The organism is Corallococcus sp. AS-1-6 (assembly GCF_020037015.1).
Lineage (GTDB): Bacteria > Myxococcota > Myxococcia > Myxococcales > Myxococcaceae > Corallococcus.
Genome location: NZ_JAIQDE010000009.1, coordinates 100,282 through 127,110, shown reverse-complemented (window position 1 = coordinate 127,110; position 26,829 = coordinate 100,282). Strand labels below are relative to the sequence as shown.

Sequence of the window (26,829 nt, the reverse complement as noted above, 5' to 3'; positions counted from 1 at the left end):
GCGCGCCGCTCACCTCTTCTGGGTGGCGCGCAGCTCGGCGCGGCGGATCTTCCCGCTCACCGTCTTGGGCAGCTCCGCGACGAATTCAATCTCGCGCGGGTACTTGTAGGGCGCCGTGGTCTTCTTCACGAAGTCCTGCAGCTCCTGCGCGAGCTGGGGTGACGGCGTGTGGCCCGGCGTGAGCAGCACGTACGCCTTGATGCGCTGGCCAATCTTGTCGTCCGGCACGCCGATGACGGCGGACTCCGCCACCGCCGGGTGCTCAATCAGCGCGGACTCCACCTCGAAGGGGCCCACGCGGTAGCCGGACGTCTTGATGACGTCGTCGGAGCGGCCCACGAACCACAGGTAGCCGTCCGCGTCGCGCACCGCGCGGTCGCCGGTGACGTACCAGTCCCCCCGGCTGCTGGCGGCGTTGGCCGCGTCGTCGTGGAGGTAGCCCGCGAACAGGCCCACCGGCCGCTCCGGCTTCACGCGCACGGCGATGTCGCCCTCGTGCCCGTCCGCCACCTCGTCGCCGTGCTCGTCGATGACGGCCACGGTGAAGCCCGGGGACGGCTTGCCCATGGAGCCCACGCGCGGCTCCATGCCGGGGAAGATGCCGACGATGACCACCGTCTCCGTCTGGCCGTAGCCCTCGCGGATGTGCAGCCCGGTGGCCTCCTTCCACGTCTGGATGACCTCCGGGTTGAGCGGCTCGCCCGCGCTCAGCGAGTGGCGCAGCGAGGACAGGTCCACCGCCTTCAGGTCCTGGAGCACCAGCGCGCGCCACGCGGTGGGCGGCGCGCAGAAGGTCGTCACCCGCTCCCGCTCCAGCACCTTCAGGAAGGCCATGGGGTCGAACCGGCCGCGGAAGTCGTACACGACGTTGCACGCGCCCACGCTCCACGGGCCGAAGAGCTTGCCCCACGCGCACTTCGCCCAGCCGGTGTCGCTGAGCGTGAGGTGCCGGTCCTCCGGCGTCAGGTCCAACCAGTAGCGGCCGGTGATGAGGTGCCCCTGGCCGTAGCTGGCCTGCGTGTGCAGCACCATCTTCGGCATGCCCGTGGTGCCGGACGTGAAGTAGATGAGCAGCGGATCCTCCGAGCGCGTGGGCGGGAACGCCGTCGCCTGGGACTCCGCCAGCGGCTCCGGCGCATAGCGCGTCCACGGCGGAGGCGCGTCGCCGGTGGACACCCACGTCGTCACGCCGGGGGCCTGCCCGAGCACGCCCTCGAAGCGGTCCAGGCAGCTTGCGTCGGTGAGGACGGCCTTCGCGCCGGAGACCTCCAGCCGGTAGCGGATGTCCTTGGCGGTGAGCATGGGCGTGCCGGGCATGAAGACGATGCCCGCGCGGATGCAGCCCAGCACCAGGAACCACCACTCCGGCACGCGCGGCATCAGGATGAAGACCCGGTCGCCGCGCTTCAGGCCCAGCCCGGTGAGGAAGCGCGCCGCGTGCAGCGAGCGCTCCTTCAGGTCCTGGAAGGTGAAGCGCTGGGAGCGCCCGGACTCGTCGGACCACTGGAGCGCGGGGGCCTGGGGCCGCTCGGCCGCGTGCCGGTCGATGACGTCCGTGGCGAAGTTGAAGTGCGCCGGCCGCTCCCACCGGAAGTCACGGCGGGTGGACGCGTAGTCGGCGGATGGGGACTCGGGCATGGGCGGCTCCTGGAGTGTTCCGACAACCCCAGCAGCCTGTCACGTCATCCCGGGCGGTGAGGCGAAACCCCGCGCGAAAGCGCCCGGTGGTGGACGCTCATGACGCGCGGGGGGAGTCCCGCGTGCTTCAGCGGGCGGCGGCGCGCAGCTCTTCCGCCAGCTTGCGCGCTTCGTTGCTCCAGCCCGGCTCGCCCAGCGCGGCCACCTGGTCGAAGTCGCGCGCGGCGGGCTCCTTCTGGCCCAGCGCGCTCAGCGCGAGCCCGCGGTTCCACAGCGCCTGCGGGTGGCGCGGATCCGCGCGCACCACCGGATCCAACAGCGACAGCGCGTCCTGGTAGCGGCCGTTCTGCAGCGCCACCACCGACAGGTCCACGTTGCGCGCCGCCGACGCGGGCTCGCGCGCCAGCACCGCCTGCGCCTGCTGCCACTGGCCGTGCAGCACGTAGGCCGCGACGATGCCGCGGAAGTCCTTGCGCTCCTCCATCTCCGCCAGCGGACGCAGCGGCAGGGTGCCCTTCCCGGCCTCCACGGTGTCCGCGTCACCGAGCATGGGGCTGTAGCGGCGCCACTTGTCCGCGCGCGGATCCGACAGGCGGGCCTCCAGCTCGCGCGTGGTGTGGTTCTCCAGGAAGACGACCGCCGGCACGTCGCCCGCGGCGGGCATCATGCGCGGCACGAAGACGGCGCAGAGGCTGGCGGCCATGGCCAGCGGCACCACCACGCGCGCGTTCCTGCGCACCCACGCGCCCAGCGCCACCACGTTGCCCTCCGGCTTCGCGGCCGGCGCCTCCGCCACGCCCGTGCCCAGGGCCCGCGCCGCCAGCAGCTCCAACTGGAGCAGGTCCCGCAGGCCCCCCTCGCAGGCGGCACAGCGCGGCAGGTGGTTCCGGAACCCTTCGGCGTCGGACTCGGACAGCTCGCCGTCCATGAAGAGGTGCAACCGGGTGCAATGCGCGTTCATGACTGGACTCCCCGCTCCCGGGCCACGGCGACGCTCGGAAGCAGCAGTTCCCGCAGGTCCCGGCGCGCCAGCGTCAGCCAGCTACCCACGGTTCCCACGGGAACGTTGAAATGTTCGGCGATGGCCTGATAGCGGCGGCCTTCGGCGTGAAGCTTGTACGCGTCCCGCAGGTGCGGCTTGAGCTGCTCGATGGCCGCCTGGAACGCGTCGTTGCCCACCAGCTCCCAGTTCTCCTGGTCGCCATCCCCCGTCACCGGCAGGTCCTGCACCAGCGCCAGGTGCGGCAGCCCCCGGCTCTCCGTGCGCTGCCGGCGGCAGTGGTCCAGGAACCGGTTCGTCATCGTCGTGCACAGCCACGCCGCGCACGCCGCTTCCGTCCGGTCCTTCAGGTGGCCAAACTCCGGCAACGCCCGCTCGAAGGCCTCCTGGACCAGGTCCTCCGGGTCCAGGACGCCGCGGGCGCACAACCGCCGCGCCACCGCCAGCAGGCTGGGCCGGTGTCGCTGGATGAACGCCTCGAAGTGGCGCTTTTCCCGGTTGAAGAGATTGGCCATGACCCAAGGCCCCGAAGTGACTGGTGGGCTTTCCTGACTAAAGACGCCGAGCGGTTCGTTTCTTGAGAGAAAAATGCCCGGAAGGGCAGACAAGCCCGCCCGGCAGGCGGCTCAGCGGGCCCCTTCCGGCCCCGCCAGCAGGGGGGGAACCGACGGCGGCGGCAGCGGGCGGCGCCGCTTGGGGCCGCGCTCCGAGCAGTTGACGTACGAATTCTTCACGTGCGGCGCGCTGCGGTCCGGCTCGAAGGCATTGATGGGGGAGGACATGTCTCCGGGGATCATGGGTCGCTTCTCCTGGTACGGCGGAAGTCCGGCGAAAACCGGGGATGGGTAGAAAAAGACTGTTGGGCGTGGTCCATAGCACGGCTCGCCTCACCGACAGGAGTGGCCCCCAGGGTCATTCCTCCAAGGATTTCAAGGAGTTCTGAATGAACGAGGACAAGTCCCCGCTGCACCCTGCCTGGCGGCAGTGGCTGGCGGAGAACCTGGCATTGGGAGTGTCGGCGGAGGACGTACAGCAAACGCTGGTGCGGGCCGGGGTGGACCCGGCGCTGGCGCGGGAGGAGGTCGCCGCGGTGGGGCAGCACCCCTACTTCAAGGCGGCGCTCCAGGTGGCCCGGCACTTCGGGTGGCTGGAGTCGCTGATGGATGTCTACAGCGAGCTGCGCGCCCGGGACGGGGGGCGGGAGCTGGAGGTGCGCGAGGGGGTGTCCCCGGAGGAGTTCTTCCGCCGCTACTACCTGGGCCACCGGCCGGTGGTGCTGCGCGGCCTGATGGCGGACTGGCCCGCGCTCAAGCGCTGGTCGCTGCCGTACTTCCGCGAGCGGTTCGGCGCGGTGGAGGTGGAGGTGATGGTGGGGCGCGACGCCAACCCGGAGCACGCGGCCGAGCAGGACCGGCACCGGGCGCGGATGCCCTTCTCGGAGTTCCTCACCCGGGTGGAGACGGCCGGGGAGACGAACGACTTCTACATGGTGCCGCGCAACGAGAACTGGGGGCGCGAGGGGCTGGCGCCGCTGCGCGAGGACCTGCGGGCCCCCGCGGGGCTCATCGACCCGTCGCTCCGGGCGGATCAACTGACGCTGCTGCTGGGGCCCGCGGGCACCGTCACCCCGCTGCACCACGACAACATGAACATCCTGTTGGGCCAGGTGATGGGCCGCAAGCACGTGCGGCTGGTGCCGTCCTTCGAGCGCCACCGCGTGTACCCGCACCGGGGCACCTTCAGCCACGTGGACGCGGCGAAGCCGGACCTGGCCGCGCACCCGCTGTTCGCCGAGGCCACGGTGCTGGAGGCGGTGCTGGAGCCCGGAGACATGGTGTTCCTGCCGGTGGGCTGGTGGCACTGGGTGAAGGCGCTGGACGTGAGCGCCAGCGTCACCTTCCATCACTTCCTCGTGCCGGGAGGCAACACGCACCTGGACGCTCCCTTCTGAGCGGCTCAGTCCGCCCGCTCCACCAGCAGCACGGAGCGCGTCCAGACGGCGCGGGCGTCGCGCGCGAGCCACGCCTGGCGCTCGTCGCGCAGCGCGACGGCGGCGGGCTTGCCGGCGTGGATGCTCCGGCGCACGCCGTCGAAGAAGCGGCCCGCGGTCTCCGGGATGTCCACCGTGGAGGCCAGCACCGCGCGGGCCCCGGAGTCGATGAAGGCCGCGGGCAGGCTGAAGGGCTCCGTGGTCTGGGCCGCGGTGCGGCCCGCGCTGCACGCGGCCAGGAACACGGTGGGCGCGCCGGTGAGCTTCTGCTCGCGCACCACATCCGCGGTGAGCGCGTAGCGGCCGTTCACCTCCGGTGACAGCACCACCAGCGACGCGCCGGAGATGCTGGGGTCGGTGATGCCGTGCGCGTGGATTTCAATCTCCGTGGCGTCCACCATCCGCTCCAACACGCGCGAGGGCGTGGCGTCCGCGCCGGACAGCACGTCCGGCGGCGCGGCGCCGGGCTCCGGCTCCGGCGTCCACGAGGGGAGCCGGGGCAGTTGCAAGAGCGACGGCGCCTCCACGCCGGCCACCACCAGGCGGCGCGAGGCGGTGGACGCCGGCGCGGGGCGCGGCCCCTGCGTGCGGCCCAGGCGGAAGCTCCAGGCCAGCTCCGGCGGCAGCAGGTCCGTGCGGCCGAAGAGGGGCGTCCACGCGAACACGTCCACGTGCTCGCAGCCGGTGAGCGTCTGGCGCAGGGGCTCCGGCACCAGCCGGGACGAGTCCGCGCGGGCGACGGACTCGCGGCGCGAACCGTCGTAGTAGCCCTTCACCTCGCCCTTGGGCCCCAGCGCCACCAGGGTGGTGCGCTCCGCGTGGACGCTGGCCGCCAGCGCGCACCGCGAAGGGACGGGCGTGCCCAGTTGCGCGGCCATCAGCGCCACCACCTTGGGGAACTCGCCGGCGCGGCCCGCGTCCGCCGCGAGCGACGAGTAGCTGAGCGCCCAGGTCTCACGGCCCAGCACGTCGCCGCGGGGCAGGGCCTCCGCGTCCTTGATGGCCTGCTTGAGCAGCGCCTCGCCCCGGGCCCGGTCCTGGTCCAGGAGGAAGCGGCCCTCCAGATAGCGCGTGTAGATGCGGTCGCTCTCCGGGACGGAGGGGCCCTCCAGGGCCTTGGTGGTGACCGTCTTCAGCCACTCCGCGTCGCGGGGGCCGGCGCCGAAGCGCGACAGCTCCGCGACCGTCGCGCCGAACACCAGCTCCATGGGGTTGTCCGCGCACGCGTCCGCCGCCTCCAGCTCGCGCCGCGCGGCGTCCGGCCGCAGGTCCAGGGAGTACAGGTGCGCCAGTTGCACGTGGGGCCAGGAGCAGCTCCGGGTGGCGCCTCGCGCGGCCCACTCCTCCAGGTAGGCGCGCGCGCTGCCCAGGTCGTTGCGGGAGCGCGACACGTGGCTGAGGATCTCCAGGACGTTGAACTCCGTCTCCCACTCGCGGAGCTGCCGCGCGCCCGCCCACAGCACGCGCGCGTGGGCCTCCGCCTCCGTGAGGCGCTGCTGATCCGTGTAGAAGATGGTCAGCCGGCGCTCCAGGTCCAGGCAGCGCACGGACAGCGTCGTCTCACGGCAGCGCTGGAGCGCGTTGAAGAGCCGCTGCTCGGCCTTCCACCACGCCCCTTCCGCGACCTCCTGGCGCGCCTGGTCCCGCTCCGCGATGTACGTGAACCAGGGGTCGCCCATGCGGCTGACGCGCGCGACCATGTCCTGCAGGCCCGTCAGGGAGCCGTTGCGGCCGCGCAGGAGCGCGCCCAGGTAGATGTCGTCGTCACCGGACGCGCGCGCCCGGTTCAGCAGCGCCTCCGGGACGGCGTGGCCCGCGCGCAGCGTCTCCGCGTACTGGCGCGCCAGGTCCGCCCGGCGGGAGAAGTCGCGCTTCGCCACGCGCTGCACGTAGTCCGTGAGCACGCTGCCGCCCTGCACCCGGTCCAGCTCCTTCGCCAGGGGCAGCAGCGCCAGCGCGCGCTCCTTCGACGCCGCGGCGCGCACGGCGTCATAGAAGATGCCGCGCACCGCGCCCGGGAGCTGCCGGGCCGCGTCCATGGGCAGCGGCGCCTTCGGGTCCTCCACCAGGGCCAGGGTCGCGTCGCGCGCGGCCTTCCACTGGCGCTGGCGCTCCAGCGTGGCCTCGCGCAGCGACAGCGCCTGGGCGTGGGCCTCGCGCCCCCAGCCCTGCTCGTTGCGCCTGGCCACCTCTTCGAACAGCTCCGACGCGCGCAGCGTCAGCCCCATCTCCCGGAACACCAGCGCGCGGTTCCACAGGGCCTGCGTCAGGCCGGGCTTCGCGGTGAGCGCCGCGTCCAGCAGGCGCAGCGCGTGCTCATGGTCTCCCCGGGCGAGCGCCACCGCCGCCAGGTCGCTGTCGCGCTCCGGCGAGGCCGGCAGGCGCTCCAGGAAGGAGGCCGCCTGGTTCCACTCGCCCTCCAGGGCATATGCCGCCGCGATGCCGCCCCAGTCCTCCCGGGCCTCCATGCGGGCGAGCGGGCCCAGGGGCATCGGCTCGGCGGGCACCGGGCAGCCCCCCGCGGGGGCGCGCGAGCGGTAGCGGTCCGCTTCCGGGTGCGTGAGGCGGGCCTCGATGCGGGCCGCCGCGCGGCGATCCGTCCAGAAGGTGTCAGGCAGGGACTGCGGCTGCGCCCGGGGCTTCACGGCCGCGACGCCGGCCGCCAGGAGGGGGATGGCCATGGCCAGCGCCCAGAGACTCGTCTTCGCCGGCTTCACCATGCGGTCCCCTCGGGCGTCGCCCCCCCGCCGCCCCTCCGGGCCGTTCTACACCAACCTCCGACGAACGCCGACCTGGCCCCGTCCCCTGCCTCCGGGCGTTCCATGACGCGGTGGGCAGCAAGGCGGTGGGAGAACAGGCGCATCGGATGTTTGGGGTGACACACGCACCAATAGACGGCCTGCTCCGCCGATCTTGAGAAAAGGCCCCACTTCCCACGTCCGGCGCGGGAGGGAGACAGGGCGCCGGGCCGTCAGGTTGTTGGGGGGATGACGCCCGGGGGCTCGGCTGCACGGCTGCTCCCGGCGAATGGTTTGAGCGCCCGCATCCACCCGGAATCACGCGCTTCGGCATGCCTGGGGAAGTGACGGGCGGCAGGGCCCCGTCCCCCTCGTACCCCACCAGGCGGCCCGGCGGGCGCGCGTGCGGCAGGGGGTTGGCAGGCGGGATGGGGCGGGAAGGCTTTTTTCCCGCCGCGTGTCCCCTGGGCCCAACCCGGACCGAAAGGACCCCTGTTTGAAGCGACTCCTTCAGCTCGTTGCCGCGGCCTCCCTGATGCCCGCCCTGTCTTTCGCTGGCGTCATCTGGAAGGGCGACTTCGAGACCGGCAACACGTCCCAGTGGACGCGCCAACAGGCCGTTGCCAACAGCCGCTTGCAGGTCGTGACCGACGTGGTGCGTGACGGAAAGTACGCCCTCAAGGCCACGGTGAAGCAGGGCGACAACCCCATCAACGCCAGCGGCAACCGCAACGAGTTGCTCTACCTGACCCACGAGACGCAGGGGAAGGAGTACTACTACAAGTGGAGCACGCTCTTCCCCTCCAACTACCCGGTGCATGACTCGTGGCAGGTCATCACCCAGTGGCACCAGGAGAGCTGCTGTGGCTCGCCGCCGCTGGAGTTCTTCGTGCGCGGGGACAAGATCAACCTGCGCGTGGGCGGCAACACCACGCCCGTGCTGTGGCAGACGTCCATCAACAAGGGCAACTGGCACGACTTCGTGCTGCACGTGAAGTGGTCTTCCGACAAGAAGGTCGGCTTCGTGGAGCTGTGGCACAACGGCGAGCACGTGCTGCCGAAGACCTATGGCGCCAACCAGTTCGGCAAGGAGCTGAACTACCTGAAGATGGGCCTGTACCGCGACAACGCCATCAAGCCCGAAGGGACCATCTTCCACGACGGCTTCACCATGGCGACGACGCTCGAGGACGTGATGCCGCCCCCGCCCGCGCCGGTGGAGGAGACGCCCGCGCCCACGCCCGTGCCGGATGACACGACCATCCCGCAGGAAGACCCCACGCCGGTGACGGAGACCCCGGTGGCGGAGACCCCGGTGACGCAGACGCCGCAGTTGCCCACCACCCAGTTCCCCAGCGTGGGCGGCCAGCCCCCCACCTCCACGCCCGTGTCCAACAACCCCAATGGTCTGCCGGACTCGTCCGACGCCATGGCGGGGGGCTGCAGCGCGTCCGGAACGTCCGGCACCCTGCCCTTCGCCGGGGCCCTGCTGATGCTGGGCGCTGTCGCGCTGCGCCGCCGCCGGGCCCCCGCCCGCGCGCTGGCCCCGCGCGCGAAGCGCTGACTTCCGCCCGTCACCGAAGCAAGTCCAGAGGCCCGGTGCGTCCCATGACGCACCGGGCCTTCTTGTCTCCGGGGACTTTCTTCGACCACACAAAAATGTCGGAGAATTTCAGTAATTCTTGAATTGTTTGATTATCTCGGCTCAGTCGGGTTTCACTCCGGGCTCCCCCGCAGCACGAAAGGCAGGACCCGATGAAGCGGACCTCCGGGCTGTTCTCCACCGCGACGGCGCTGTTCGCTGGCGCCACGTTGAGCGTCATTCCCACGATGGCGATGGCGGCGCCCTCCCCGGCGGAGGCGGCGCTGGCGCACGACGTGTCGCCCGAGCTGCTCTCCGCGATGCAGCGGGACCTGGGCCTGACGGCGGACGGCGCGAAGCGGCGGCTGGCGTCGGAGGCGGCGGCGGTGCGCGTGGAGGGCGCCCTGCGCGCGGAGTTGGGCGAGCGCTTTGGCGGCGCGTGGATGAGCGCGGACGGCGGCGCGCTGGTGGTGGGCGTGACGACGGACGCGGACGCGGACGCGGTGCGCCGCGCGGGGGCGGTGCCCCAGAAGGTGAAGTACACGCAGGCGGAGCTGGAGGCGGTGAAGGCCCGGCTGGACCGCGACAGCCGGATGGCGGGCCGCGCCGTGCATGCCTGGTACGTGGACGTGATGACGAACAGCGTTGTGGTGCTGGCGCAGGACTCCGCGCTGACGGGCGGCACGGACTTCGTCGCGAAGGCGGGCGTGAAGCACCCCGCGGTGCGCACGGTGCCGTCGCGCGAGGAGTTCCAGCCGGTGTACGACCTGCGCGGCGGTGACGCGTACTACCCGGGCGGCTCGCGCTGCTCCATCGGCTTCCCGGTGGCGGGCGGCTTCGTGACGGCGGGCCACTGCGGCGGGCCGGGCACGGGCACCAGCGGCTTCAACGGCGTGGCGCAGGGCACGGTGGTGGCGGCGAGCTGGCCCGGCAACGACTACGCCTGGGTGCGCACCAACGGCTCGTGGGGCTCGCAGCCGTGGGTGAACAACTACGCGGGCGCCAACGTGCTGGTGCAGGGCTCGCAGGAGGCGGGCGTCAACGCGTCCGTGTGCCGCTCGGGCTCCACCACGGGCTGGCGCTGCGGCGTCATCACGGGGAAGAACGTCACGGTGAACTACTCCGCGGGCCCGGTGTACGGCCTCACGGCGTCCAGCGCGTGCGCGGAGGGCGGTGACTCCGGCGGCTCATGGCTGTCCGGCAACCAGGCGCAGGGCGTGACGTCCGGCGCGGGCGGCAACTGCACCTCCGGCGGCAACACCGTCTTCCAGCCGCTCCTCCCCATCCTGAGCGCCTACGGCCTGTCGCTCACCACCACGGGCGGTGGCGGCACGGGCGGCCCCATCATCGGCCTGGCGAACAAGTGCATCGACGTGCCGAACTCCAACAGCAACGACGGCACCCGGCTGCAGCTCTGGGACTGCAACGGCACCAACGCGCAGAAGTGGACCTTCATGTCGGACGGCACCGTGCGCGCGTTCGGCAAGTGCATGGACGTGGCCTGGGGCTCCAGCGCCAACGGCACGGCCATCCAGTTGGTGAGCTGCAACGGCAACCCCGCGCAGCAGTTCATCCTCTCCGGCGCCGGTGACCTGGTGAACCCCCAGGCCAACAAGTGCGTGGACGTGACGGGCGGCAACTCCGCCAGCGGCACCCCGCTGCAGCTCTGGGAGTGCAACGGCACCGCCGCGCAGAAGTGGCGCCGGTAGCCGCTCCCCGCCGCGCCTGAAACGAAGAAGCGCGGGCCCCCGGTGTGGTGGGGACCCGCGCTTCGTCGTTTGCAGCGGGCGATGGCTGGGTCAGGGGGACACCGCTGATGCGGTTACCCATTTGGACATGGCTCTAAGACCCATCCCTTGGTGCTATCCCTGGGAAGGTTGCAGCGATTGAATAGGGCGAGTCAGAGCAATGGCTACCGACCGAGAGGTTCGAACAAGTTCTTGCCCCGCCACTAACCCCGGAGTAGGCCCGCAGTGTGAGGAAGCCTTCGCGGGCACGCTCGGCTGGCATCAGTCGGGACCTTGGTCCAGGTCCGTTCGGACCGTGGTCATGTGTGTCCCATAAATGGGACCAGCCCCTATGGGCCTTGAACCGGGGTAGGTGGGACGACGCGGCGCCCAGCAGAGAACTGCGTTGCAGAGGGGAGATTGGCTCGTGACGCCCTCCGGCACAGGTGGGGGCGGCCACCTCTTCGGGAACGCCATTGAGCGCGTCAGTGCCGTGGTCGATGCTCGGGCCGTCGAGGTCGACCACTCTAGCGAGGCGGTGTTCGCCGTCGATGGAAGCGGCCGCAAGTGGGTACGCAAGAAGATGCTCTACACGGGCTGGCAGCCCATTCTCGCCGAGAGCCTCGGGTGGCTCATCGGCCGAGACATCGGTGTCAGGGCCCCCGTAGGGGCGATTTGTGGTTCCGGAGACGAGCTATCCTGGCTGAGTTCCTACGTCCCCAACGCACTCCACTGGCAGCGGAACTATGCTCACTTCGTCCAGAACATCGACGAGTTTGGAGCGATGCTGGCGCTCGACGCGTTGCTCTACAACGCAGACCGCCACGCTAAGAACATCCTGCTCGTCCCAGAACAGGGAGAGGAGAACCTCATCGCATGGTCGATCGATGTAGGGAATGCCCTGGTGGGGCACCCGCAGGACTTCATCGCGCTTGACCTGGGGGTTCCGAAAAAGCCCAATAGTGCCAGGGCCTTACCACTGGAGTTGATGCGGGTTGGGGCCTTCGCTGCGGCAAAGCAGGCGGCCAAACTGGCGAGAACCTCGACGTTAGAGCGCTACGTTACCGAGGCCTGCGAGATTGTCTCCGAGGGGACTGCCCCCTTACTGTTAGAAGCACTTTCCCGCCGAATGGAAAGCGCCGTCGATCTCGTTGAGGAGTACCTGAAGGTTCTCGAAGGCTTCCCATGACCGCCCGGTTCCGACTCGTTCAGTACATGCCGGACCCCTTCGCGGGGACGAAAGTGACCGTTGGGGCGCTCGTTGAGTCGGGCGGCCGAGTGGAGTTGGTGCGCGCGCCGGCACTTCCTGGGCCTGCCTGCATAGGGAGCAGGTCGGCATGGGTGACCATGCAGTTGGTACTCGACGCCCTGTCGGGATGCAGTGAACTCGACGTTCGGTCCGGAGAAGTGAGTTCTCTGGCGGGCCTATCGGAGCCGCGTCGCATTCCTGACGGTGTGGACAATCCAGTTGCATGGGTGGAGTCCTTCGTCCTCCCACAGAAGGGGTTGAGGGAACAGGACACCAAGGACGCCGCTTACCGGCAACGGCGGGAGTCCATGGGGTATCGCTTCTTCGAGCAGTGGCACGTTTCGCAGTTTGTTCGCAGGAAGTTCCACGCAGAGAACCTTCCTGTCCAGTCACCCAAGCAGGGATTGCCTCAGGTCAAGCACCCCATCGCGCACTACGTGCCAGGGGCCTCTGAGCTGTTGCTCATGGAACCCATCGTCGGGACGCGAGCAAAGCTGACCGACGACCTCAAAGGACTCAGTGAGTCCTTTCTGGCCTTTCGCTCTCTGTTCGAGATGGCGAACACTCTGCGGAAGCCGACCTTCATCGTCTACGTCCTGACGGGTGGCTATGAAGGAGCCCTTGCGGAAGCCCAAGACGTGCTCAAGGGGGCTGCCCACGAGATCATCAACGTAGACGACCCCTCTCAGCGCATGCCGTTTCTCCAGCGCATTATGGCCGTGGGACGAACCGGCGGCGACCAAGGCGCACTCGCCCTCCACTGATGACTGCCGGCTCTGACGAATGAGGGGGGCCGCCAGCGGTGGAGGAAGTAAGCGGGGGCGGGGGAACTCGGATGTTGAGCCTCCCCGGAAAGCTCAAGGGGTTATTCGTCTTCCCGATCAGTGCGCGCCTTCCACCTTCACGTTGGGGTCCGCCTTCTGGAGCATGGCCACCAGGATGAGGGCGCAGACGAACAGCGCGGCGAGGATGAGGAAGTTGGCGTTGAAGGCCCGCACCAGCGCCTGCGCGCTGATGCGCTGACTCAAGAGGCCGTAGGCGGCGCCCGTGGGGTTGAGCACGCCCCGGGAGGCCATGGCGCCCGTCATGGAGGCGACCTGCTCCTGGGCCACCTGCCCGTAGACGTCCACGTGCGAGGTGATGGCGGTGACGTTGGCCTGGGTGGAGCGGCTGAGCGCGCTGCTCATCCACGCGGTGCCGATGGAGCCGCCCAGCTCGCGGGTGAGGTTGAAGAGGCCCGCCGCGTTGCCTCGCTGCTCCGGGCGCAGGTTGCTGAGCGCCATCACCGACAGCGGCACGAAGATGAAGCCCAGCGAGCAGGCGCGGATGAACACCGGCGTGATGAGGGTGATTTCATCCACGCGCGTGGTCAGGTGGCCGTTGGTCCACAAGGACAGGCTCACGCCCAGGACGCCGAAGCCGATGAGGAGCCGGCCGTCCACCTTGCCGCCGAACTTGCCGATGAGCGGCATCAGCAGCACCTGGATGGCGCTGCCCTTGAGGAAGATGAGCCCGATGTCCAACGCCTCGTAGCGCATCACCGAGCCGCAGAAGAGGCTGAAGAGGAACGAGCCGGAGAACAGCGCCGTGCCCACCAGGAAGTTCACCCCCGTGGCCGCGGAGTAGGAGCGGTTGGCGAACACGCGCAGGTCCACCACGGGGCTGGGGGTCTCCAGCTCGTGGACGACGAAGGTGATGAGCGCGATGCCCGCGATGACCGCCAGCAGGGTGATGAGCCGGCTGTCGAACCAGTCCTCGCGGTGCCCCTCCTCCAGCACGTACTGGAGGCACGCCATGCCCACGGCGAGCAGCGCGATGCCGTTGCGGTCCACCTTCTCCGTGGACGGCTCGAAGTGGGGCTGCTCGATGGAGCGCCACGCCATGTACGCGGCGAAGAGGCCCACCGGCACGTTGATGAGGAAGATCCAGTGCCAGCTCGCCGCTTCAATGAGGAGCCCGCCCACGGTGGGCCCCAGCAGCGGGCCCGTCACGGCGCCCAGGCCGAAGAGCGCGCCCGCCATGCCGTGCTCCTCGCGCGGGTAGCGGGCGAAGAGGATGGCCTGGGACGTGGGGATGATGGCGCCGCCGCCCATGCCCTGGAGGATGCGGAAGGCCACCAGCGAGGGCAGGTTCCATGACAGGCCGCACAGCACGCTGGCCACCGTGAACAGGAGGATGGAGAAGGTGAAGTACCTCCGGTAGCCGAAGCGGCGCTGGAGCCAGCCCGTCATCGGGATGACCACCACGTTGGCCATCATGTAGCCGGTGGACACCCAGGCGATCTGATCCAACGGCGTGCCGAAGCTCGCGCGGATGTCGCTCAGGGCCACGTTGACGATGGAGATGTCCAGCACGGACATCAGCGCCGCGGCCATGGCCGCGATGGTGATGCCCGCCTTGGAACCTTGGATGACGTCGCGGCGTGCGTCCACGGTGGGTTACTCCGCCTTCCGCGTATCCGCCGCCGCCGACTTCTGGGGCTCCGGCTTCGCGCGGGTGTCCACGGTGACGTAGACGCTCATGCCCGGCTTGATGGGCAGGTCCTTGCGGTCGCCGTCGAAGCGGATGAGCACGGGGATGCGCTGCACGACCTTCACGAAGTTGCCGGACGCGTTGTCCGGCGGCAGCAGGGCGAAGCGCGCGCCGCTGGCGCCCGCGAGGCTGTCCACGTGGCCCTTGAACGCGTGGCTGCCGAAGGCGTCCACCTCCAGCTCCACCGGCTGGCCCGGGCGCATCTCACCGACCTGGTCCTCCTTGAAGTTGGCCACGACCCAGATGTCGTTCTGCGGGACGATGGCCATCAGCGGGCGCTCCGGGCCCACCATCTGCCCCACCTCCACGGTGCGGCGGCTGACCACGCCGTCCACCGGGGCGCGCACCTGCGCGTAGGACACGGCCAGCTCCGAGAGCGTCAGCGCGGCGCGGGTCTGCTTGAGCCGGGCCTCCGCCAGCTTCAGCGCGGCCTGCGCGGCCTGCACCTGCACGGGCGCCGTCTCCGCGGCGCTGAGCTTGCCCTGCGCGGCCTCCAGGCCACCGGAGGAGCTCTGGATGCCGGCCTCCGTGGAGGTCAGCCGCGCGCGCGACTGGTCCAGGGCGGCCCGGGCCTGATCATACGCGGCCTGACGGGCGTCCAGGTCCGCCTGGGCCACGGCGCCCTGCTCGCGCAGTTGCTTGATGCGGCCCAGGTCCGTCTCCGCCAGCTTGAAGCGCGCCTCGGACGCGGTCACGTCCGCGCGGGCCTGGTCCAACGCGGCCTTGGAGGAGCTGATGCCGCTGGAGGCCTGGGTGACGCCGGCGCGGGCCTGGCGCAGGTTGGCGCCCGCGTTGGCCTCCGTGAGGGTGAGCTGGGCCTGGGCGTTGGAGAGCTGGGCCTCCGCGCTCATCACGTCCGCGCGAGCGACCTCCAGGCGCGCGTCCAGGTCCGCGTGGTCCAGCTCCACCACCACGTCGCCGGCCTTCACCGTCTGGTTGTCCCGCACCAGCACGCGGGCCACCTGACCGGCCACGCGCGGGGACACGTTGGCGATGCGGCCCTCCACCTGGGCGTCGTCGGTGGACTCGTGGCCGTGGGTGAGGAGGAAGCGCGTGCCCCCGCCCAGCACCGCCACGCCCACGAGGATGGGCAGCACCTGCTTGGCGCGCGAGCGCTTCGCGGGCTTCGCGACGGCGGGGGCTTCGGGGGTGGGAGCGGCTTCCAGCGAAGGGGCGGTGCGGGTCGTCATGGTTGTTGCTCGGGACGGCGTTGAAGATGGGGTGTGGGAAGAGGCTCAGGGGTCCCGCAGGGCGGGGATGCCGGAGGACACCTTGGCGAGCAGCGCGCGAAGCGTGTCCCGCTCATCCAGGCTCAAGGGAGCCATGAGCGCGGCGATGCGGCGGTAGTGGTCGGGCATCATGCCCAGGATGAACTCGCGGCCCTTCGAGGTGAGCTGCACGGAGTACATGCGCCGGTCCTCGGGGTGATCCGTGCGGGAGATGAAGCCGTCCTTCTCCAGCGTGTCCAAGAGGCCGGTGATGGTCGCGCGGCTGCAGCTCGCCAGCTCCGCGAGCTCCGCGGGGCGCAGCGTCTGCCCCGCGTCCTCCGCCGCGAACAACTGCACCAGCACGACGAAGCGCCCGTGGGACACGCCGTGCCGCGCGAAGTGCGCCTCGTAGGCGCCGGTCAAATCGTTGGAGAGCCGCAGCATCGTCAGACACGTCTCGATGGCGCTGGGGTCGAGCGCGGGGAAGCGCTGGGCCAACTGCTTCAGCCGCTCGTACCGGGGCACGAGCTTCATCGGCGTGGCGTTCTTGGGGCGGGAAGGGGTCAAGACGGGCGTCTAGTAAGGCCCCTAACGATTTTGCGCAAGATGATTTCGTCGCCTGACTAAATCCTTGATTTCACGGCCGGGGAGTGGACCGTCTGGCTACTCGGCCGCCTTCACGTCGGCGGCGGTGGGGCGCGTTTCCAGGAGGAGAACAGCGCGGAGCCGGGGGTGTCTGTCCTGCATGGAGCGCACGGCGCGCAGGTCGAAGGACTGCACGTCCACCCTCGGGGCGAGTGCTGCCTCCTGGATGACCCGGGCGACCGCGTCGCCGTGGGCCTCGGCGATGGCTGCCTTCGGAGACGTCCGTTTGAGTTCCACATTGAAGCGGACGCGGCGGGCGTTCCGGGCGCGGAGCGGGTCGCGGGCTTCATGGGCGGCGTCCGCCTGCTCCGCCGCGAAGGCGAACACCTGGCGCAGGGTGGGGACGGTGTACGGGTCCGGGAGCCCCGCGCGGGCGGCGAAGGCGACGGCCTCCGGGGAGCGGGCGCGGTCGTTCGTCTGTTCGGGGCGGTCCTGGAGTAGCCGGTCGCAGACGAAGGTGGCCTGGAGCCGGGCGACGGTGAGGGTCGCGATGGGGACGGGGGCGGACAGCGGGCTGCCATCCGCGTGACGGCACTTCGTGGGGGACAGGTCCGGGTCGTGGGAGAGCACGGGGACGCCGTCGGCGGTGAGGACGGTGTCCAGCTCCAGCGTGGTCATCCGGTGGTCGAGCGCGGCCTCGAAGGCGGGCAGCGTGTTCTCCGGCCGCAGGTTTCGCGCGCCCCGGTGGCCCTGCGCATCGAAGCGCTTCGGGTCGATGAGCCCGTCCGCGTCCAGCAGGTCCCCGGGGATGCCGTCGCCGTTGGCGTCGAAGTCGCGCACCGCCTGCATCAGGAGGTCCGGCCGGTCGCTGATGATGCCGTCCACGCCGCGCCGGAGCAGGGCCTGCATCGTGGGCAGGTCGTTCACGGTCCAGACGATGACCGGGTGGCCGGCGGCGCGGAGGCGCTCCAGGTCGATGCCGCCTCCGGGCCGCAGCAAAGACACGGATGGAGCGCACACGGGAGCGTGCGTCCGTGCGTGCGCACGCAAGGTGTCCATGAGGCGCAGCGTGGGGTCGTCCTCGGGCCGGGTGAGGGCGGTCCTGGTGCATCCCCAGGTGAGGCCCGCCAGGAGCACCGCGAGGGCCTGACGGAGAAACGATGCCGCGCGCATGGGCTGCCTTCCCTCCGCGTGTCGGTTAGGAAGCGGAAGTGATGGACGTGAAGGATGCCACCGTGCAGGCAGCGCTGCGTCAGGCGTGTGACGACGCGGGACTCCCGCCGTCCCTGCGGGCCTGCGTGTATCCGCTCTTGAGGGACCCGGAGGGGGAGTGGCCGCCCTGCTGCGGCGGAGGCTGCATGCCGTGCGCATCCACGCTGGCGGACGTGGCGCTGCGCACGCTGGAGCTGCTGGGCACGCCCCGGCGCTCGCCGCTGCCTCCGGGGTGATCAGCGGTATTTGTGCTCCACCAGCACCTCCGTGCGCGGAAGCGACCAGTGCATCTGGACCATCCGCCACTCGGTGCCCCGGCGCTCGAAGGCGCAGGCCACGCGGATGCCCTCGAAGGTGACGGGCCTGCCGCCCGAGACCAGGGCGATGTCCATCGCGGGCACGGTGAGGCAGGCCAGCGTGGAGGGCGCGGCGCCCCCGTGCCAGAGCTGCTCCGAGCGCAGCGTCACGCGGATGTCGCGCAGGCTGCCGAACTGGGTGCGGAAGGAGTGCTCCACGTGATTCCAGCCGATGAAGTGGAGGTTGGAGTGCGTGCCCACGACCACGATGTCCTCGTCGTGCCAGAAGAGCTGGGACAGGGCCTCCAGGCTCCCGCGCTCGTAGGCGTCCACGAACGCGGTGAAGCGCCGTGAGAGCTCCGTCTTCCACTCATCCCGCGTCGAGGTCATCGCGCTCCCCTCCCCTTCCCGCTGTCAGTTGCTCACGGATGAGTCGCGCCACCTCCGCCACATGGGGCTCCTCCATGACGGTGAAGTGGTTGCCGCGCACGTCGTGGGCCTGGAACGCGGCGGTCGTCAGCGCCTTCCACCAGCCCGCCGCGTGCGAGTCCAGCACCGGGTCCCGCTCCGTGGCCCGCAGGTACATGAGCGGCACCGCGTGGCGCCCCGGCGCGTAGGCGGCGATGGCCTCGTTGGTGGCGAGCACCACGTCGCGCAGCCGCGTGTCGAGCTCCATGGCCGCCCGCAGCCCATCCGCCGCGCGCGGGGAGATCTCCTGGAACGCGTCCATGAGCCGGAGCACGTCTCCCACGCTCCGGACGTTCAACCTGCGCGAGTCCTCCACCGTCACCGTGTCGATCTGGATGACGCCCGCCACGGCGTGGCCCCGCTTCAACAGCTCGGCCGCCATCTCGTAGGCGATGACGCCGCCCGAGGAGTGGCCGCCCAGCCAGTAGGAGCCCTGGGGCTGGAACGCCAGCAGCTCGTCCACGTACGCGCGGGCCATCGCCGGCACGTCGCGGTAGAGCACCTCTCCAGGCTCCAGCCCCGACGCGCGGAACGCGTGGACCGGCGTGTCCGCGCCCAACTGCTTCGCCAGCGGCAGGTACGTGTAGACGGTGCCCCCGATGGGCTGCACCAGGAAGAGCGGCGCCCGCCCGCGCCGTCCCTCCTGGAGCACCATCCGGAGCCTCGACTCCTCGCGGAACGGCCTCCCCGTCCGCTCCAGCTCGTCCTGGACCGCGCGCACCCACGCGCCCAGCGTCGGGTGCTCCAGCACCGAGTGCAGCGACAGGCTGACCGACAGCCGCGACTTGACCTCACGGTTGAGCTGCACGACCAGGAGCGACGTGCCCCCCAGCTCGAAGAAGTGGCTGTCCGGCGTCAGCGTGTCCACGCCGAGCAGCTCCTTCCAGAGGGCCTCCAAGGAGGAACGGACCTCCTCACGGCTGAGCGGCCGGGGCGCGCTCGCGACTTCAGGCCTCGGCGGTCGTGGCGCCTTCTCCGCCAGGGTGTACCGCTTGCGCTCGAAGGGATAGGTCGGCAGCACCACGCGCCTGCGCGGCCCGCCTCCACGCACCTCGCCCCAGTCCACGGGGAAGCCCGCGGACCAGAGCTGCCCCACGGTCTGGAGCAGGGCCTGTTCATCGCGCGCCGGGGACGGATGCCGGCCGAGCGTGTGCAGCACGAGCCGCTCCCGCCCCGCCCGGGGGTTCAGCAGCGTCAACGCGGAGAGCGTCTGTCCCGGTCCCACCTCCACGAACAACCGCTCGCGGTCCTCCAGCAGCAGCTCCAGCCCCTGGGAGAACCGGACCGTGTGCCGCAGGTGGCGGGCCCAGTACGTGCGGTCGTGCGCGTCGTCCGCGGTCAGCCACGTGCCCGTGACGTTGGAGATGAGGGGAATGGCCGGGGACTTCGGGCGCATCGACCGGGCCAGGTCCGTGAGCGGCTGCATCGCGGGCTCCACGAGCGCGGAGTGGAACCCGCTCGCGTTCGGCAGGCGCTTCGTCCTCACGCCCCGCTCCCGCAGCCGCGCCGCGAAGTCCTCCACCGCCTCCAGCGCCCCGGACACCACGCACTGCCCGGGCCCGTTGACCGCGGCCAGGGACAGCCCGGGCGGCAGCTCCTGCGTGAGCACGGCCTCCGACAGCGGCACGGCCAGCATGCCGGAAGGCGGCAGTGCGTCGCAGAGACGGCCGCGCAGCGCGACCAGCGACACGGCCTGCTCCAGCGACAGGACGCCGGAGAGGCACGCGGCGGTGTATTCGCCCAGGCTGTGCCCCAGGAGGCTCGTCGGGTGGAGTCCCCAGGCGCCCAGCAACCGCGACAGCGCGTACTCCGTCGTGAAGATGGCGGCCATGCCCAGCGAGGGCAACCGCAGCGCCTCCTCCTCCGGTGCGCCGCGCTCGCCGGTGAGCAGCGCGGCGCGGAGGCCCCGCTCCAGCTCCGGGCCGAAGAGCGCGGCGCATGCGTCGAAGGCTTCGCGATACGCCGGGGCGCGCCGGTACCACGCCGCGCCCATGCCCACCTCCTGCGTGCCCGTCCCCGGGAACAGGAAGCACACCTCCGGCAGCGGGGACGAAGCGGGCTGCACGGGCTCGTCCCGCCGGAGCATCGCGATGGCCTCCGCGGGGGTCTCGCACGCGATGGCGCGCCGGTATCCGAACGCCGTCCGCCCTTCCTGCAACGTGTACGCGACGTCCGCCAGGGGCTGTTCGGGGTGCCGCTCCAGATGCTCCGCGAGCCGCCGTGAGGCCGCGCCCAGCGCCTCACCGCTCCGCGCCGAGAGCACCAGCACCTCCGCCGCCGGGCTCGCGGCGACAGGGGGCTGGGGGCGTGCCTCCTCGAGGACGACGTGCGCGTTCGTTCCGCCAATGCCAAACGCGCTGACGCCCGCGAGCCGCGGGAACCCCTCGGGCAGGGACCACGCCCGCCCTTCGCGGCTCACGACGAACGGGGAACGCTCCAGGCCGGCTTCGGGATGGGGCTGCTCGAAGTGGACGGTGCCCGGGAGGAAGCGGTGCTCCAGGGCCAGCGTCGTCTTGATCAACCCCGCCACGCCAGCCGCAGAGTCCAGGTGCCCCACGTTGCTCTTGAGCGCGCCCAGGACCACCGCGGGCTCTGACGCCTCCCGCGCTCCGAAGGCGAGCCGCAGCGCCTGGACCTCCAGCGGGTCGCCCAGCGGCGTCGCCGTGCCGTGGGCCTCGACGTAGGTGATGTCGCGAGCGGCCACGCCCGCGTCGGCGTGGGCTCGCGTGATGACGTCGCGCTGGCCCTCCACGCTCGGGGCGGTGAAGCCGACCTTGGCGTCTCCGTCGTTGTTGATGGCCGAGCCCCGGATGACGGCATGGATGGCGTCCCCCTCCCGCAGCGCATCCTCCAGGCGCTTGAGCACCACGATGCCCACGCCGCTGGAGGGCACCGTCCCCTGCCCCTTCGCGTCGAAGGGACGGCAGTGTCCGTCCGGAGAGGTGATGCCGCCGGCCTCGTGGAGGTAGCCGGACGGGCCGGACGCGAAGAGGGAGATACCGCCCGCCAGGGCCACGTCGGACTCGCCGGCCCGCAGGCTCTGGCAGGCCAGGTGCACGGCCACCAGGGACGTGGAGCAGGCGGTCTGCACCGTGAGCGCGGGCCCGCGCAGGCCCAGTTGATACGCCGTCGCGGTGGCGAGGAACTGCCACGGGTTGCCCAGGATGGACCGGTATGCGTCCGAGGCCGCGGAGAGCGAGCGGAAGCGCGGCAGCACCTGGTCCAGCCAGTAGCGCGGCACTCCCGAGCCCGCGAACAGCCCCGCCTTGCCGGGCAGCCGCTTCGGGTCATAGCCCGCCGCTTCGAGCGCCTCCCACGCGCACTCCAGGAACACGCGGAGCTGCGGATCCATCAGCCGCGCGTCCAGGGGGCTGTAGCCAAAGAAGGCGGCGTCGAAGGACTCGACGTCCTCCAGCAGCCCGGAGGCCCGGACGTAGGCGGGGTCTTCCAAAAGCTGGGGGTCCTCGCCCGCGGCGAGCAGCGTCTCCCGGCTGAAGCGGGACAAGCCCTCACGGCCCTCCACCAGCAGCGTCCACAGCGCCTCGACGCTGGGAGCCCCCGGGAACCGCCCCGCCGTGCCGATGATGGCGATGGGCTCCGAGGAGCGCACGGGGCTCCGCGGGGGCTCCGGCGTCACCGCAGACACGGTGGGGTCCGCGTCCAGGTGCCGCGCGAGGGATTTGAGGGTCGGGAACTGGAACAGCGTGGCCATGCTCACGCGGAGGCCCAGCTCCGAGGCCAGCGCGGACTGGACCCGCGCGAGCAGCAGCGAGTTGCCGCCCGCGTCGAAGAACCCCTGCTGCCTGCCGACGCGCTCCACGCCGAGGATCCGGCACCAGATGCGCTCCAGTGCCTTCTCACGCTCCGTGGACGCGGGAGCTTCGGGAGCAGCCCGGGAGTTGGCGGAAGGCAACGGCAGCGCGTTACGGTCGAGCTTCCCCGTGGGTCCCAGCGGGAACGCCTCCAGCAGCACCCACTCCCGGGGCACCATGTGCGGGGGAAGCGTTTCGCCCAGCGCCTCCTTGAACGAAGGCGTCACGGTGGCGTCCCGGGGGATGACGTAGCCCACCAGGTGCCGCTCTCCCGCGAGCAGCCGGGGTTCGACCACGGCGTCCCGGACCTCCGGGTGGTTGCGCAACGCGGCTTCGATTTCGCCCAGCTCGATGCGGAAGCCGCGCAGCTTGAGCTGACGGTCGGACCGTCCGTGGAAGTCGATGCCCCCGTCCGGGCGACGGCTGGCGAGGTCTCCGCTCTTGTAGAGGCGCGCTCCCGGCTCCGCGCTGAAGGGATGGGGGATGAAGCGCTCCGCGTCCAGTTCGGGGCGGTGCAGGTAGCCGTGCGCCAGCCCCTTGCCCCCGATGTAGAGCGCGCCGCGCACGCCCACGGGGACCGGCGTCAGGGTCTCATCCAGCAGGTAGACCTCGTAACCCGGCAGGGGCGTCCCGATGGAGTACGGGCCCCTGCCGGCCACGCACTCCGCGGTCGTCGTGAAGACCGTGGCCTCGGTGGGCCCGTAGACCTGGATGAACCGGCGGCCCGGGGCCCACGTGTCCACGAGCCGCGCGGGGAGCTCCTCGCCTCCAATCACCAGCACCTTCAGGTCCGGAAGCGCCCGCCACGCCATGGAGGCCAGCGCTGACGGAGTGCACATCGCGGTGTGGATGCGCCGGGTCTCCAGGAAGTCCGCCAGCTCCTCACCGGCGGCCAGGTCCTCCTGGGCCATGAGGTACAGCGTGGCGCCGGAGGAGAGCGTCGGGAAGATCTCCGCGACGGAGAAGTCGAAGCCGTAGCGCGCGCACTGCGCCACGCGCTGGCCCGGTGCGAAGCCGAAGTCCGAGGCCACGGTCTCCGTCAGGTGCACCGCGCTCCGGTGGCTGATGCACACGCCCTTGGGCTGTCCCGTGGAGCCAGAGGTGTAGATGACATACGCGAGGTCCTCCCCGGTGACGTGGACCCGGGGCGTGTCCTCCGGGCCGCCGCGCACCTGCTCCAGCGCGACCACCGGGACGCCCGCGCCGTCCATGAGCGAGAGCGTCGCCTCCCGCGCGAGGATGAGCCTCAGCCCCGCGTCCCGCGCCGTGAACTCCAGCCGCGCCCTGGGATAGGCGGGGTCCAACGGCACGTAGGCCGCGCCCGCCTTCAGCGTCCCCAACAGCGCGATGATCAGCTCGAAGGAGCGCTGGACACAGACGCCCACGAAGTCTCCAGGCCGGATGCCCTGGGAGATGAGGTGATGGGCCAGCCGGTTCGCCGCCGCGTCCAGCGCCCGGTAGCTCAAGGACCGCCCCTGGAAGACGAGGGCCGGCGCGTCCGGCGTGCGCTCCACCTGGGCCTCGAACGGCTGGTGCAGACAGGCCGCGTGCGACACGTCCCGCACGGGTCCATGGGCCCAGGCGAGCCCCTGTGACTGCTCCGCCTCCGAGAGCATCGGCAACGCCGAGACCAACTGCTCCGCGTCGTGCGAGGCCTCGCGCAGCAGCGTCACGAAGTGCTGGCCCATCTGGTGGACCATCCACGGCTCGAAGACGTCCAGCGCGTACTCCCACCGCACGGACATGCCGTCGGGCCGCTCGTCCAGCTCGATGGAGAGGTCGAGCTTCGACGTCCCCGTGTCGATGTCGTGGGGCTCCACCCGCCAGTCCGGCGCCGGCACCGAGATGCGCGGCTCCAGCGTGCAGCTCACCTGGAACAGCGGGTTGGCGCCGGGGATGCGCGCCGGGTTCACCGCCTCCACGATGCGCGGGAATGGCGCGTCCTGATGTTCGAGCGCCTCCAGGCAGACGCGGCGCCCCTGCTCCAGGAGTCCCCGGACGGTCAGCCCCTCGGAGAAGCGCAGCCGCAGCGGCAGCAGGTTCACGAAGTGTCCGGAGATGGCCCGCGCCTCCTCGCGGCTCCGCCCGGAGAAGGCCCCTCCGACGATGAGGTCGTCCGCTCCGGAGTAGCGGTGCAGCAACGCGCCGAACACGGACAGCAGCGTCATGAAGAGCGAGGCGTCCTCGCCGCGCCCCAGCGCCTTCACGGACTCCAGGAGGTCCCCGGGGATTCGCACGACGTGCTTGCCCCCGCGGAAGCTCGGGGCCTGCGGGCGGGGATGCTGCGTGGGCAGCTCCAGGTGCGGAGCCCCCGCGAGCGCCTGCTTCCACCACTCCAGGTGCGGTGCGATGGCCTCCCGGTAGCGGGCCCCCTGCTGCCAGACGGCGGCGTCGCCGTACTGGAGCGGCAGGGGCGGCGGCGCAGGTGCGTCCGCCAGATAGAACCGGTGCAGCTCCTGGAGGAACGTCGCCATCGTGAAGCCATCCACGATGAGGTGGTGCATCACCAGGGCGAGGCGGCTCTCCGTCGCGCTCAAGCGCATCCACGTCGCACGCAGCAGCGGCCCGTGCTCCAGGTCGAAGGGCTCACGCGCCTCCTGGGTGGCCAACTGCGACGCCTTCGCGCTGCGCAGGCTCCCAGGGACGGCGTGCAGGTCCACGCGCCGCAGGTGGAACGGCATGTCCGGATGCACGCGCTGGAACGGACCGTCCGGCGTGGAGCCGAAGGTCGTCCGCAGCACCTCATGCCGGGCGATGAGTGAACGGAACGCCCGCTCCAGCGCGTCAGGCTGGAGGTCACCGGGCAGGTACAGCGTGAAGGGCTCGTTGTAGACGGCGCTCCGGGGCGCCAGTTGCTCCAGGAGCCACAGTTGCCGCTGGGAGTCGGACAGGGGCAGGGGCCGCGTCCGGTCCACCGGGACGATGGGGGGCACGTCGATGCTCCGGCCCGCGCCCCGTGCCGACTCCACCCACCGCGCCAGCTCCGCGATGCTCGGGCTGTCGAAGAGTGTCCGCACCGGGAGGCGGACCGACACCGCCTGCTCCAGCCGCTCGATGAAGCGGATCGCGAGCAGCGAGTCCCCGCCCGACTCCATGAAGCGATCCTGTGTGCCGGCCTGCTGCGTCCCCAGGACCTCCGACCAGACGCGAGTGATCTCCTGCTCCAGCAGCGTGCGCGGTGCATCACCCTCCCCCGAGCCGAAGCGCGGCGCCGGAAGCCGCGAGGTGTCCACCTTGCCGCTGGAGTTGAGCGGCATGGCGTCCAGCGCCACGAGCGCATGCGGGAGCATGAAGTCCGGCAGCTTCGCCCCCAGGTACGCGCGCAGCTCCGCGTCCTCCACCCCGCGCGGTGAGACATACGCGACGAGCCGCTTGTCGCCCGGGGAGACCTCGTGCACGCGGACCACGGCGTCACCGACTCGCGGGTGGGTGCGCAGGACGCTCTCGATCTCCGCCAGCTCGACCCGCGCGCCACGGATCTTCACCTGGTGGTCCACCCGCCCCAGGAACTCCAGGTTGCCGTCCTGGAGCCACCGCGCCCGGTCTCCGGTCCGGTACATCCGCGCCCCGGGCACGCCGCTGAACGGATCCGGCGGGAACCGCTCGCCGGTGAGGGCGGGCCGGTTCAGGTAGCCCCGCGCGAGCCCCTCGCCGCCCAGGTACAGCTCCCCCACTTCGCCCACGGACAGCGCCTTCCCCGCGTCGTCCAGGACATGCAGTTGGAGCCCCGCGAGCGGCCTGCCGATGGGGATGGCCACGCCCGGCGCCGGAGGCACGAGGAGCTCATACGCCGTCGCGGAGGTGGTGCACTCCGTGGGTCCATAGCTGTTGAGCAGCCGCTGGGGCCTTCCGTGCGCCATGACTCGCGCCACCCACTTGGGGTCCAGCACGTCACCGCCCACCATGAGGACGCGGAGCCCGCCGAACGCGCCCGGGATGGCCGCGGCCAGTTGATGGAACAGCGACGTGCTCAGCACGGCGGCGGAGATGGCATCCCGCTGGAGCTTCGCCGCGAGGAGCGGAGGCGACAGCAGGGTCTCCCGTGAAACCAGACACAGCGTCGCGCCGTTCAGCAGCGCGCCCCAGACCTCCAGCGTCGAGGCATCGAAGGCATACGACGCGGCCTGGAGCACGCGGTCCTCGCGCCGGAAGCCCATGAAGCCCGCGTCCAGCACCAGCCGCGCCACGCCCCGGTGCGGGATGCACACGCCCTTGGGCCTCCCCGTGGAGCCGGACGTGTAGAGCACATACGCCAGTGAGTCCGGCCCCGCGCCGCCCCGCACATCCACGGCATCCTGTTCCTCCAGGGGTTCATCCGGAGCGGGAGGCTCGACGACGTGCCCCTGGAAGCGCAGCCCCTGGGCGGCCTCGCGCCGTCCGACGAGGACCCGCATCCCGGAGTCCTGCATCATCGCGGCGAGCCGCTCCTGGGGATGGCCCGGGTCCAGGGGGAGATAGGCGCCCCCTGCCTTCAGGATGCCCAGCACTCCCACCACCGTTTCCGGTGTGCGGTCAGCGAGGATGCCCACGGGCTGGTCGGGCCCCACGCCGAGCGCCTGGAGCCGCCGCGCCAGCCGGTTCGCGCGCTGGTTGAGCGTGTCATAGCGGAGCACACCGCCATCGAAGTGCAGTGCCACGGCCTCGGGTGTGGCGCGTGCGTGTGCTTCAAACAGCGTGGCGATGTCCCGCCGCGGGTGCGCGGAGATGGAATTCATGATGAGTCATTGCCCCCCATTTCCTCAACGTATTGCCCCGGGAACCTTCGCCGTGGGCCCGGACTGCCGTACGCTAG

The 26,829-nt window shown here is 71.1% G+C and carries 17 protein-coding genes; 6 read left to right on the top strand and 11 right to left on the bottom strand.

Annotation, left to right across the window (positions count from 1 at the left end):
- Positions 1–9 precede the first annotated feature (9 nt).
- The 4 genes from K8612_RS14780 to K8612_RS14765 form a co-directional block, all read right to left on the bottom strand.
- Positions 10–1,638 carry an acyl-CoA synthetase gene (locus K8612_RS14780; RefSeq protein ID WP_223762722.1) on the bottom strand — a complete coding sequence of 543 codons (1,629 nt, stop codon included), beginning with the start codon at positions 1,636–1,638 and terminating at the stop codon, positions 10–12.
- A 127-nt stretch (positions 1,639–1,765) separates the two neighbouring features.
- Complete coding sequence (locus tag K8612_RS14775; protein WP_223762721.1) at positions 1,766–2,599, bottom strand: zf-HC2 domain-containing protein; 834 nt, start codon at positions 2,597–2,599, stop codon at positions 1,766–1,768.
- Positions 2,596–3,153 (bottom strand): RNA polymerase sigma factor, encoded by a 558-nt coding sequence (locus K8612_RS14770; RefSeq protein WP_223740795.1) that lies wholly within the window; start codon positions 3,151–3,153, stop codon positions 2,596–2,598. The genes K8612_RS14775 and K8612_RS14770 overlap by 4 nt, the downstream gene beginning before the upstream one ends.
- Positions 3,154–3,264: 111 nt before the next feature.
- A complete protein-coding gene (locus K8612_RS14765; RefSeq protein WP_223762720.1) occupies positions 3,265–3,435 on the bottom strand; it encodes a hypothetical protein in 171 nt (56 codons plus the stop codon).
- 146 nt (positions 3,436–3,581) lie between these two features.
- Here K8612_RS14765 and K8612_RS14760 point away from each other — a divergent pair, with 146 nt between their 5' ends.
- On the top strand, positions 3,582–4,589 hold the full coding sequence (locus K8612_RS14760) for a cupin-like domain-containing protein (RefSeq protein ID WP_304503968.1): 1,008 nt from the start codon (positions 3,582–3,584) through the stop codon (positions 4,587–4,589).
- 5 nt (positions 4,590–4,594) lie between these two features.
- Here K8612_RS14760 and K8612_RS14755 read toward each other — a convergent pair whose 3' ends face one another.
- Complete coding sequence (locus K8612_RS14755; protein ID WP_223762719.1) at positions 4,595–7,348, bottom strand: CHAT domain-containing protein; 2,754 nt, start codon at positions 7,346–7,348, stop codon at positions 4,595–4,597.
- 514 nt (positions 7,349–7,862) lie between these two features.
- On the opposite strand from K8612_RS14755, the gene K8612_RS14750 reads away from it, so the two are divergent.
- The 4 genes from K8612_RS14750 to K8612_RS14735 all read left to right on the top strand — a co-directional run bounded on the left by K8612_RS14750 (position 7,863) and on the right by K8612_RS14735 (position 12,688).
- Positions 7,863–8,930: a polysaccharide lyase gene (locus K8612_RS14750; protein WP_223762718.1), complete on the top strand. Its 1,068-nt coding sequence runs from the start codon at positions 7,863–7,865 to the stop codon at positions 8,928–8,930.
- A gap of 191 nt (positions 8,931–9,121) precedes the next feature.
- Positions 9,122–10,657, top strand: a complete 1,536-nt coding sequence (locus K8612_RS14745) for a S1 family peptidase (protein ID WP_223740799.1) — start codon at positions 9,122–9,124, stop codon at positions 10,655–10,657.
- 445 nt (positions 10,658–11,102) lie between these two features.
- Positions 11,103–11,864, top strand: coding sequence for a phosphatidylinositol 4-kinase (locus K8612_RS14740; protein ID WP_223743967.1), 762 nt, complete (start codon positions 11,103–11,105; stop codon positions 11,862–11,864).
- A complete protein-coding gene (locus K8612_RS14735) occupies positions 11,861–12,688 on the top strand; it encodes a hypothetical protein (protein ID WP_223743968.1) in 828 nt (275 codons plus the stop codon). The genes K8612_RS14740 and K8612_RS14735 overlap by 4 nt, the downstream gene beginning before the upstream one ends.
- Positions 12,689–12,805: 117 nt before the next feature.
- Here K8612_RS14735 and K8612_RS14730 read toward each other — a convergent pair whose 3' ends face one another.
- The 4 genes from K8612_RS14730 to K8612_RS14715 form a co-directional block, all read right to left on the bottom strand.
- Positions 12,806–14,356, bottom strand: a complete 1,551-nt coding sequence (locus tag K8612_RS14730) for a DHA2 family efflux MFS transporter permease subunit (protein WP_223743969.1) — start codon at positions 14,354–14,356, stop codon at positions 12,806–12,808.
- 6 nt (positions 14,357–14,362) lie between these two features.
- On the bottom strand, positions 14,363–15,646 hold the full coding sequence (locus tag K8612_RS14725; protein WP_223743970.1) for an HlyD family secretion protein: 1,284 nt from the start codon (positions 15,644–15,646) through the stop codon (positions 14,363–14,365).
- Positions 15,647–15,691: 45 nt separating this feature from the next.
- Positions 15,692–16,198, bottom strand: a complete 507-nt coding sequence (locus K8612_RS14720; RefSeq protein ID WP_223744039.1) for a MarR family winged helix-turn-helix transcriptional regulator — start codon at positions 16,196–16,198, stop codon at positions 15,692–15,694.
- Positions 16,199–16,327: 129 nt separating this feature from the next.
- The gene (locus tag K8612_RS14715; RefSeq protein WP_223762717.1) at positions 16,328–17,422 is read right to left on the bottom strand and encodes a glycerophosphodiester phosphodiesterase family protein; all 1,095 of its coding nucleotides are present in this window, start codon (positions 17,420–17,422) and stop codon (positions 16,328–16,330) included.
- Between the two features lie 38 nt (positions 17,423–17,460).
- On the opposite strand from K8612_RS14715, the gene K8612_RS14710 reads away from it, so the two are divergent.
- The gene (locus K8612_RS14710; RefSeq protein ID WP_223743972.1) at positions 17,461–17,697 is read left to right on the top strand and encodes a hypothetical protein; all 237 of its coding nucleotides are present in this window, start codon (positions 17,461–17,463) and stop codon (positions 17,695–17,697) included.
- Here the strand turns inward: K8612_RS14710 and K8612_RS14705 are convergent, their stop codons facing one another.
- Positions 17,698–18,147, bottom strand: a complete 450-nt coding sequence (locus tag K8612_RS14705) for a nuclear transport factor 2 family protein (RefSeq protein ID WP_223743973.1) — start codon at positions 18,145–18,147, stop codon at positions 17,698–17,700.
- On the bottom strand, positions 18,128–26,752 hold the full coding sequence (locus K8612_RS14700) for a non-ribosomal peptide synthetase/type I polyketide synthase (protein WP_223762716.1): 8,625 nt from the start codon (positions 26,750–26,752) through the stop codon (positions 18,128–18,130). Before K8612_RS14700 ends, K8612_RS14705 begins: the two co-directional genes overlap by 20 nt.
- Between the last annotated feature and the right edge of the window lie 77 nt (positions 26,753–26,829).

Bases quoted from the DNA above. Each gene is read 5' to 3' on its own strand.
- K8612_RS14780 (WP_223762722.1), bottom strand. From the start codon at position 1,638: ATGCCCGAGTCCCCATCCGCCGACTACGCGTCCACCCGCCGTGACTTC.
- K8612_RS14775 (WP_223762721.1), bottom strand. From the start codon at position 2,599: ATGAACGCGCATTGCACCCGGTTGCACCTCTTCATGGACGGCGAGCTG.
- K8612_RS14770 (WP_223740795.1), bottom strand. From the start codon at position 3,153: ATGGCCAATCTCTTCAACCGGGAAAAGCGCCACTTCGAGGCGTTCATC.
- K8612_RS14765 (WP_223762720.1), bottom strand. From the start codon at position 3,435: ATGATCCCCGGAGACATGTCCTCCCCCATCAATGCCTTCGAGCCGGAC.
- K8612_RS14760 (WP_304503968.1), top strand. From the start codon at position 3,582: ATGAACGAGGACAAGTCCCCGCTGCACCCTGCCTGGCGGCAGTGGCTG.
- K8612_RS14755 (WP_223762719.1), bottom strand. From the start codon at position 7,348: ATGGTGAAGCCGGCGAAGACGAGTCTCTGGGCGCTGGCCATGGCCATC.
- K8612_RS14745 (WP_223740799.1), top strand. From the start codon at position 9,122: ATGAAGCGGACCTCCGGGCTGTTCTCCACCGCGACGGCGCTGTTCGCT.
- K8612_RS14735 (WP_223743968.1), top strand. From the start codon at position 11,861: ATGACCGCCCGGTTCCGACTCGTTCAGTACATGCCGGACCCCTTCGCG.
- K8612_RS14725 (WP_223743970.1), bottom strand. From the start codon at position 15,646: ATGACGACCCGCACCGCCCCTTCGCTGGAAGCCGCTCCCACCCCCGAA.
- K8612_RS14720 (WP_223744039.1), bottom strand. From the start codon at position 16,198: ATGAAGCTCGTGCCCCGGTACGAGCGGCTGAAGCAGTTGGCCCAGCGC.
- K8612_RS14715 (WP_223762717.1), bottom strand. From the start codon at position 17,422: ATGCGCGCGGCATCGTTTCTCCGTCAGGCCCTCGCGGTGCTCCTGGCG.
- K8612_RS14705 (WP_223743973.1), bottom strand. From the start codon at position 18,147: ATGACCTCGACGCGGGATGAGTGGAAGACGGAGCTCTCACGGCGCTTC.
- K8612_RS14700 (WP_223762716.1), bottom strand. From the start codon at position 26,752: ATGAATTCCATCTCCGCGCACCCGCGGCGGGACATCGCCACGCTGTTT.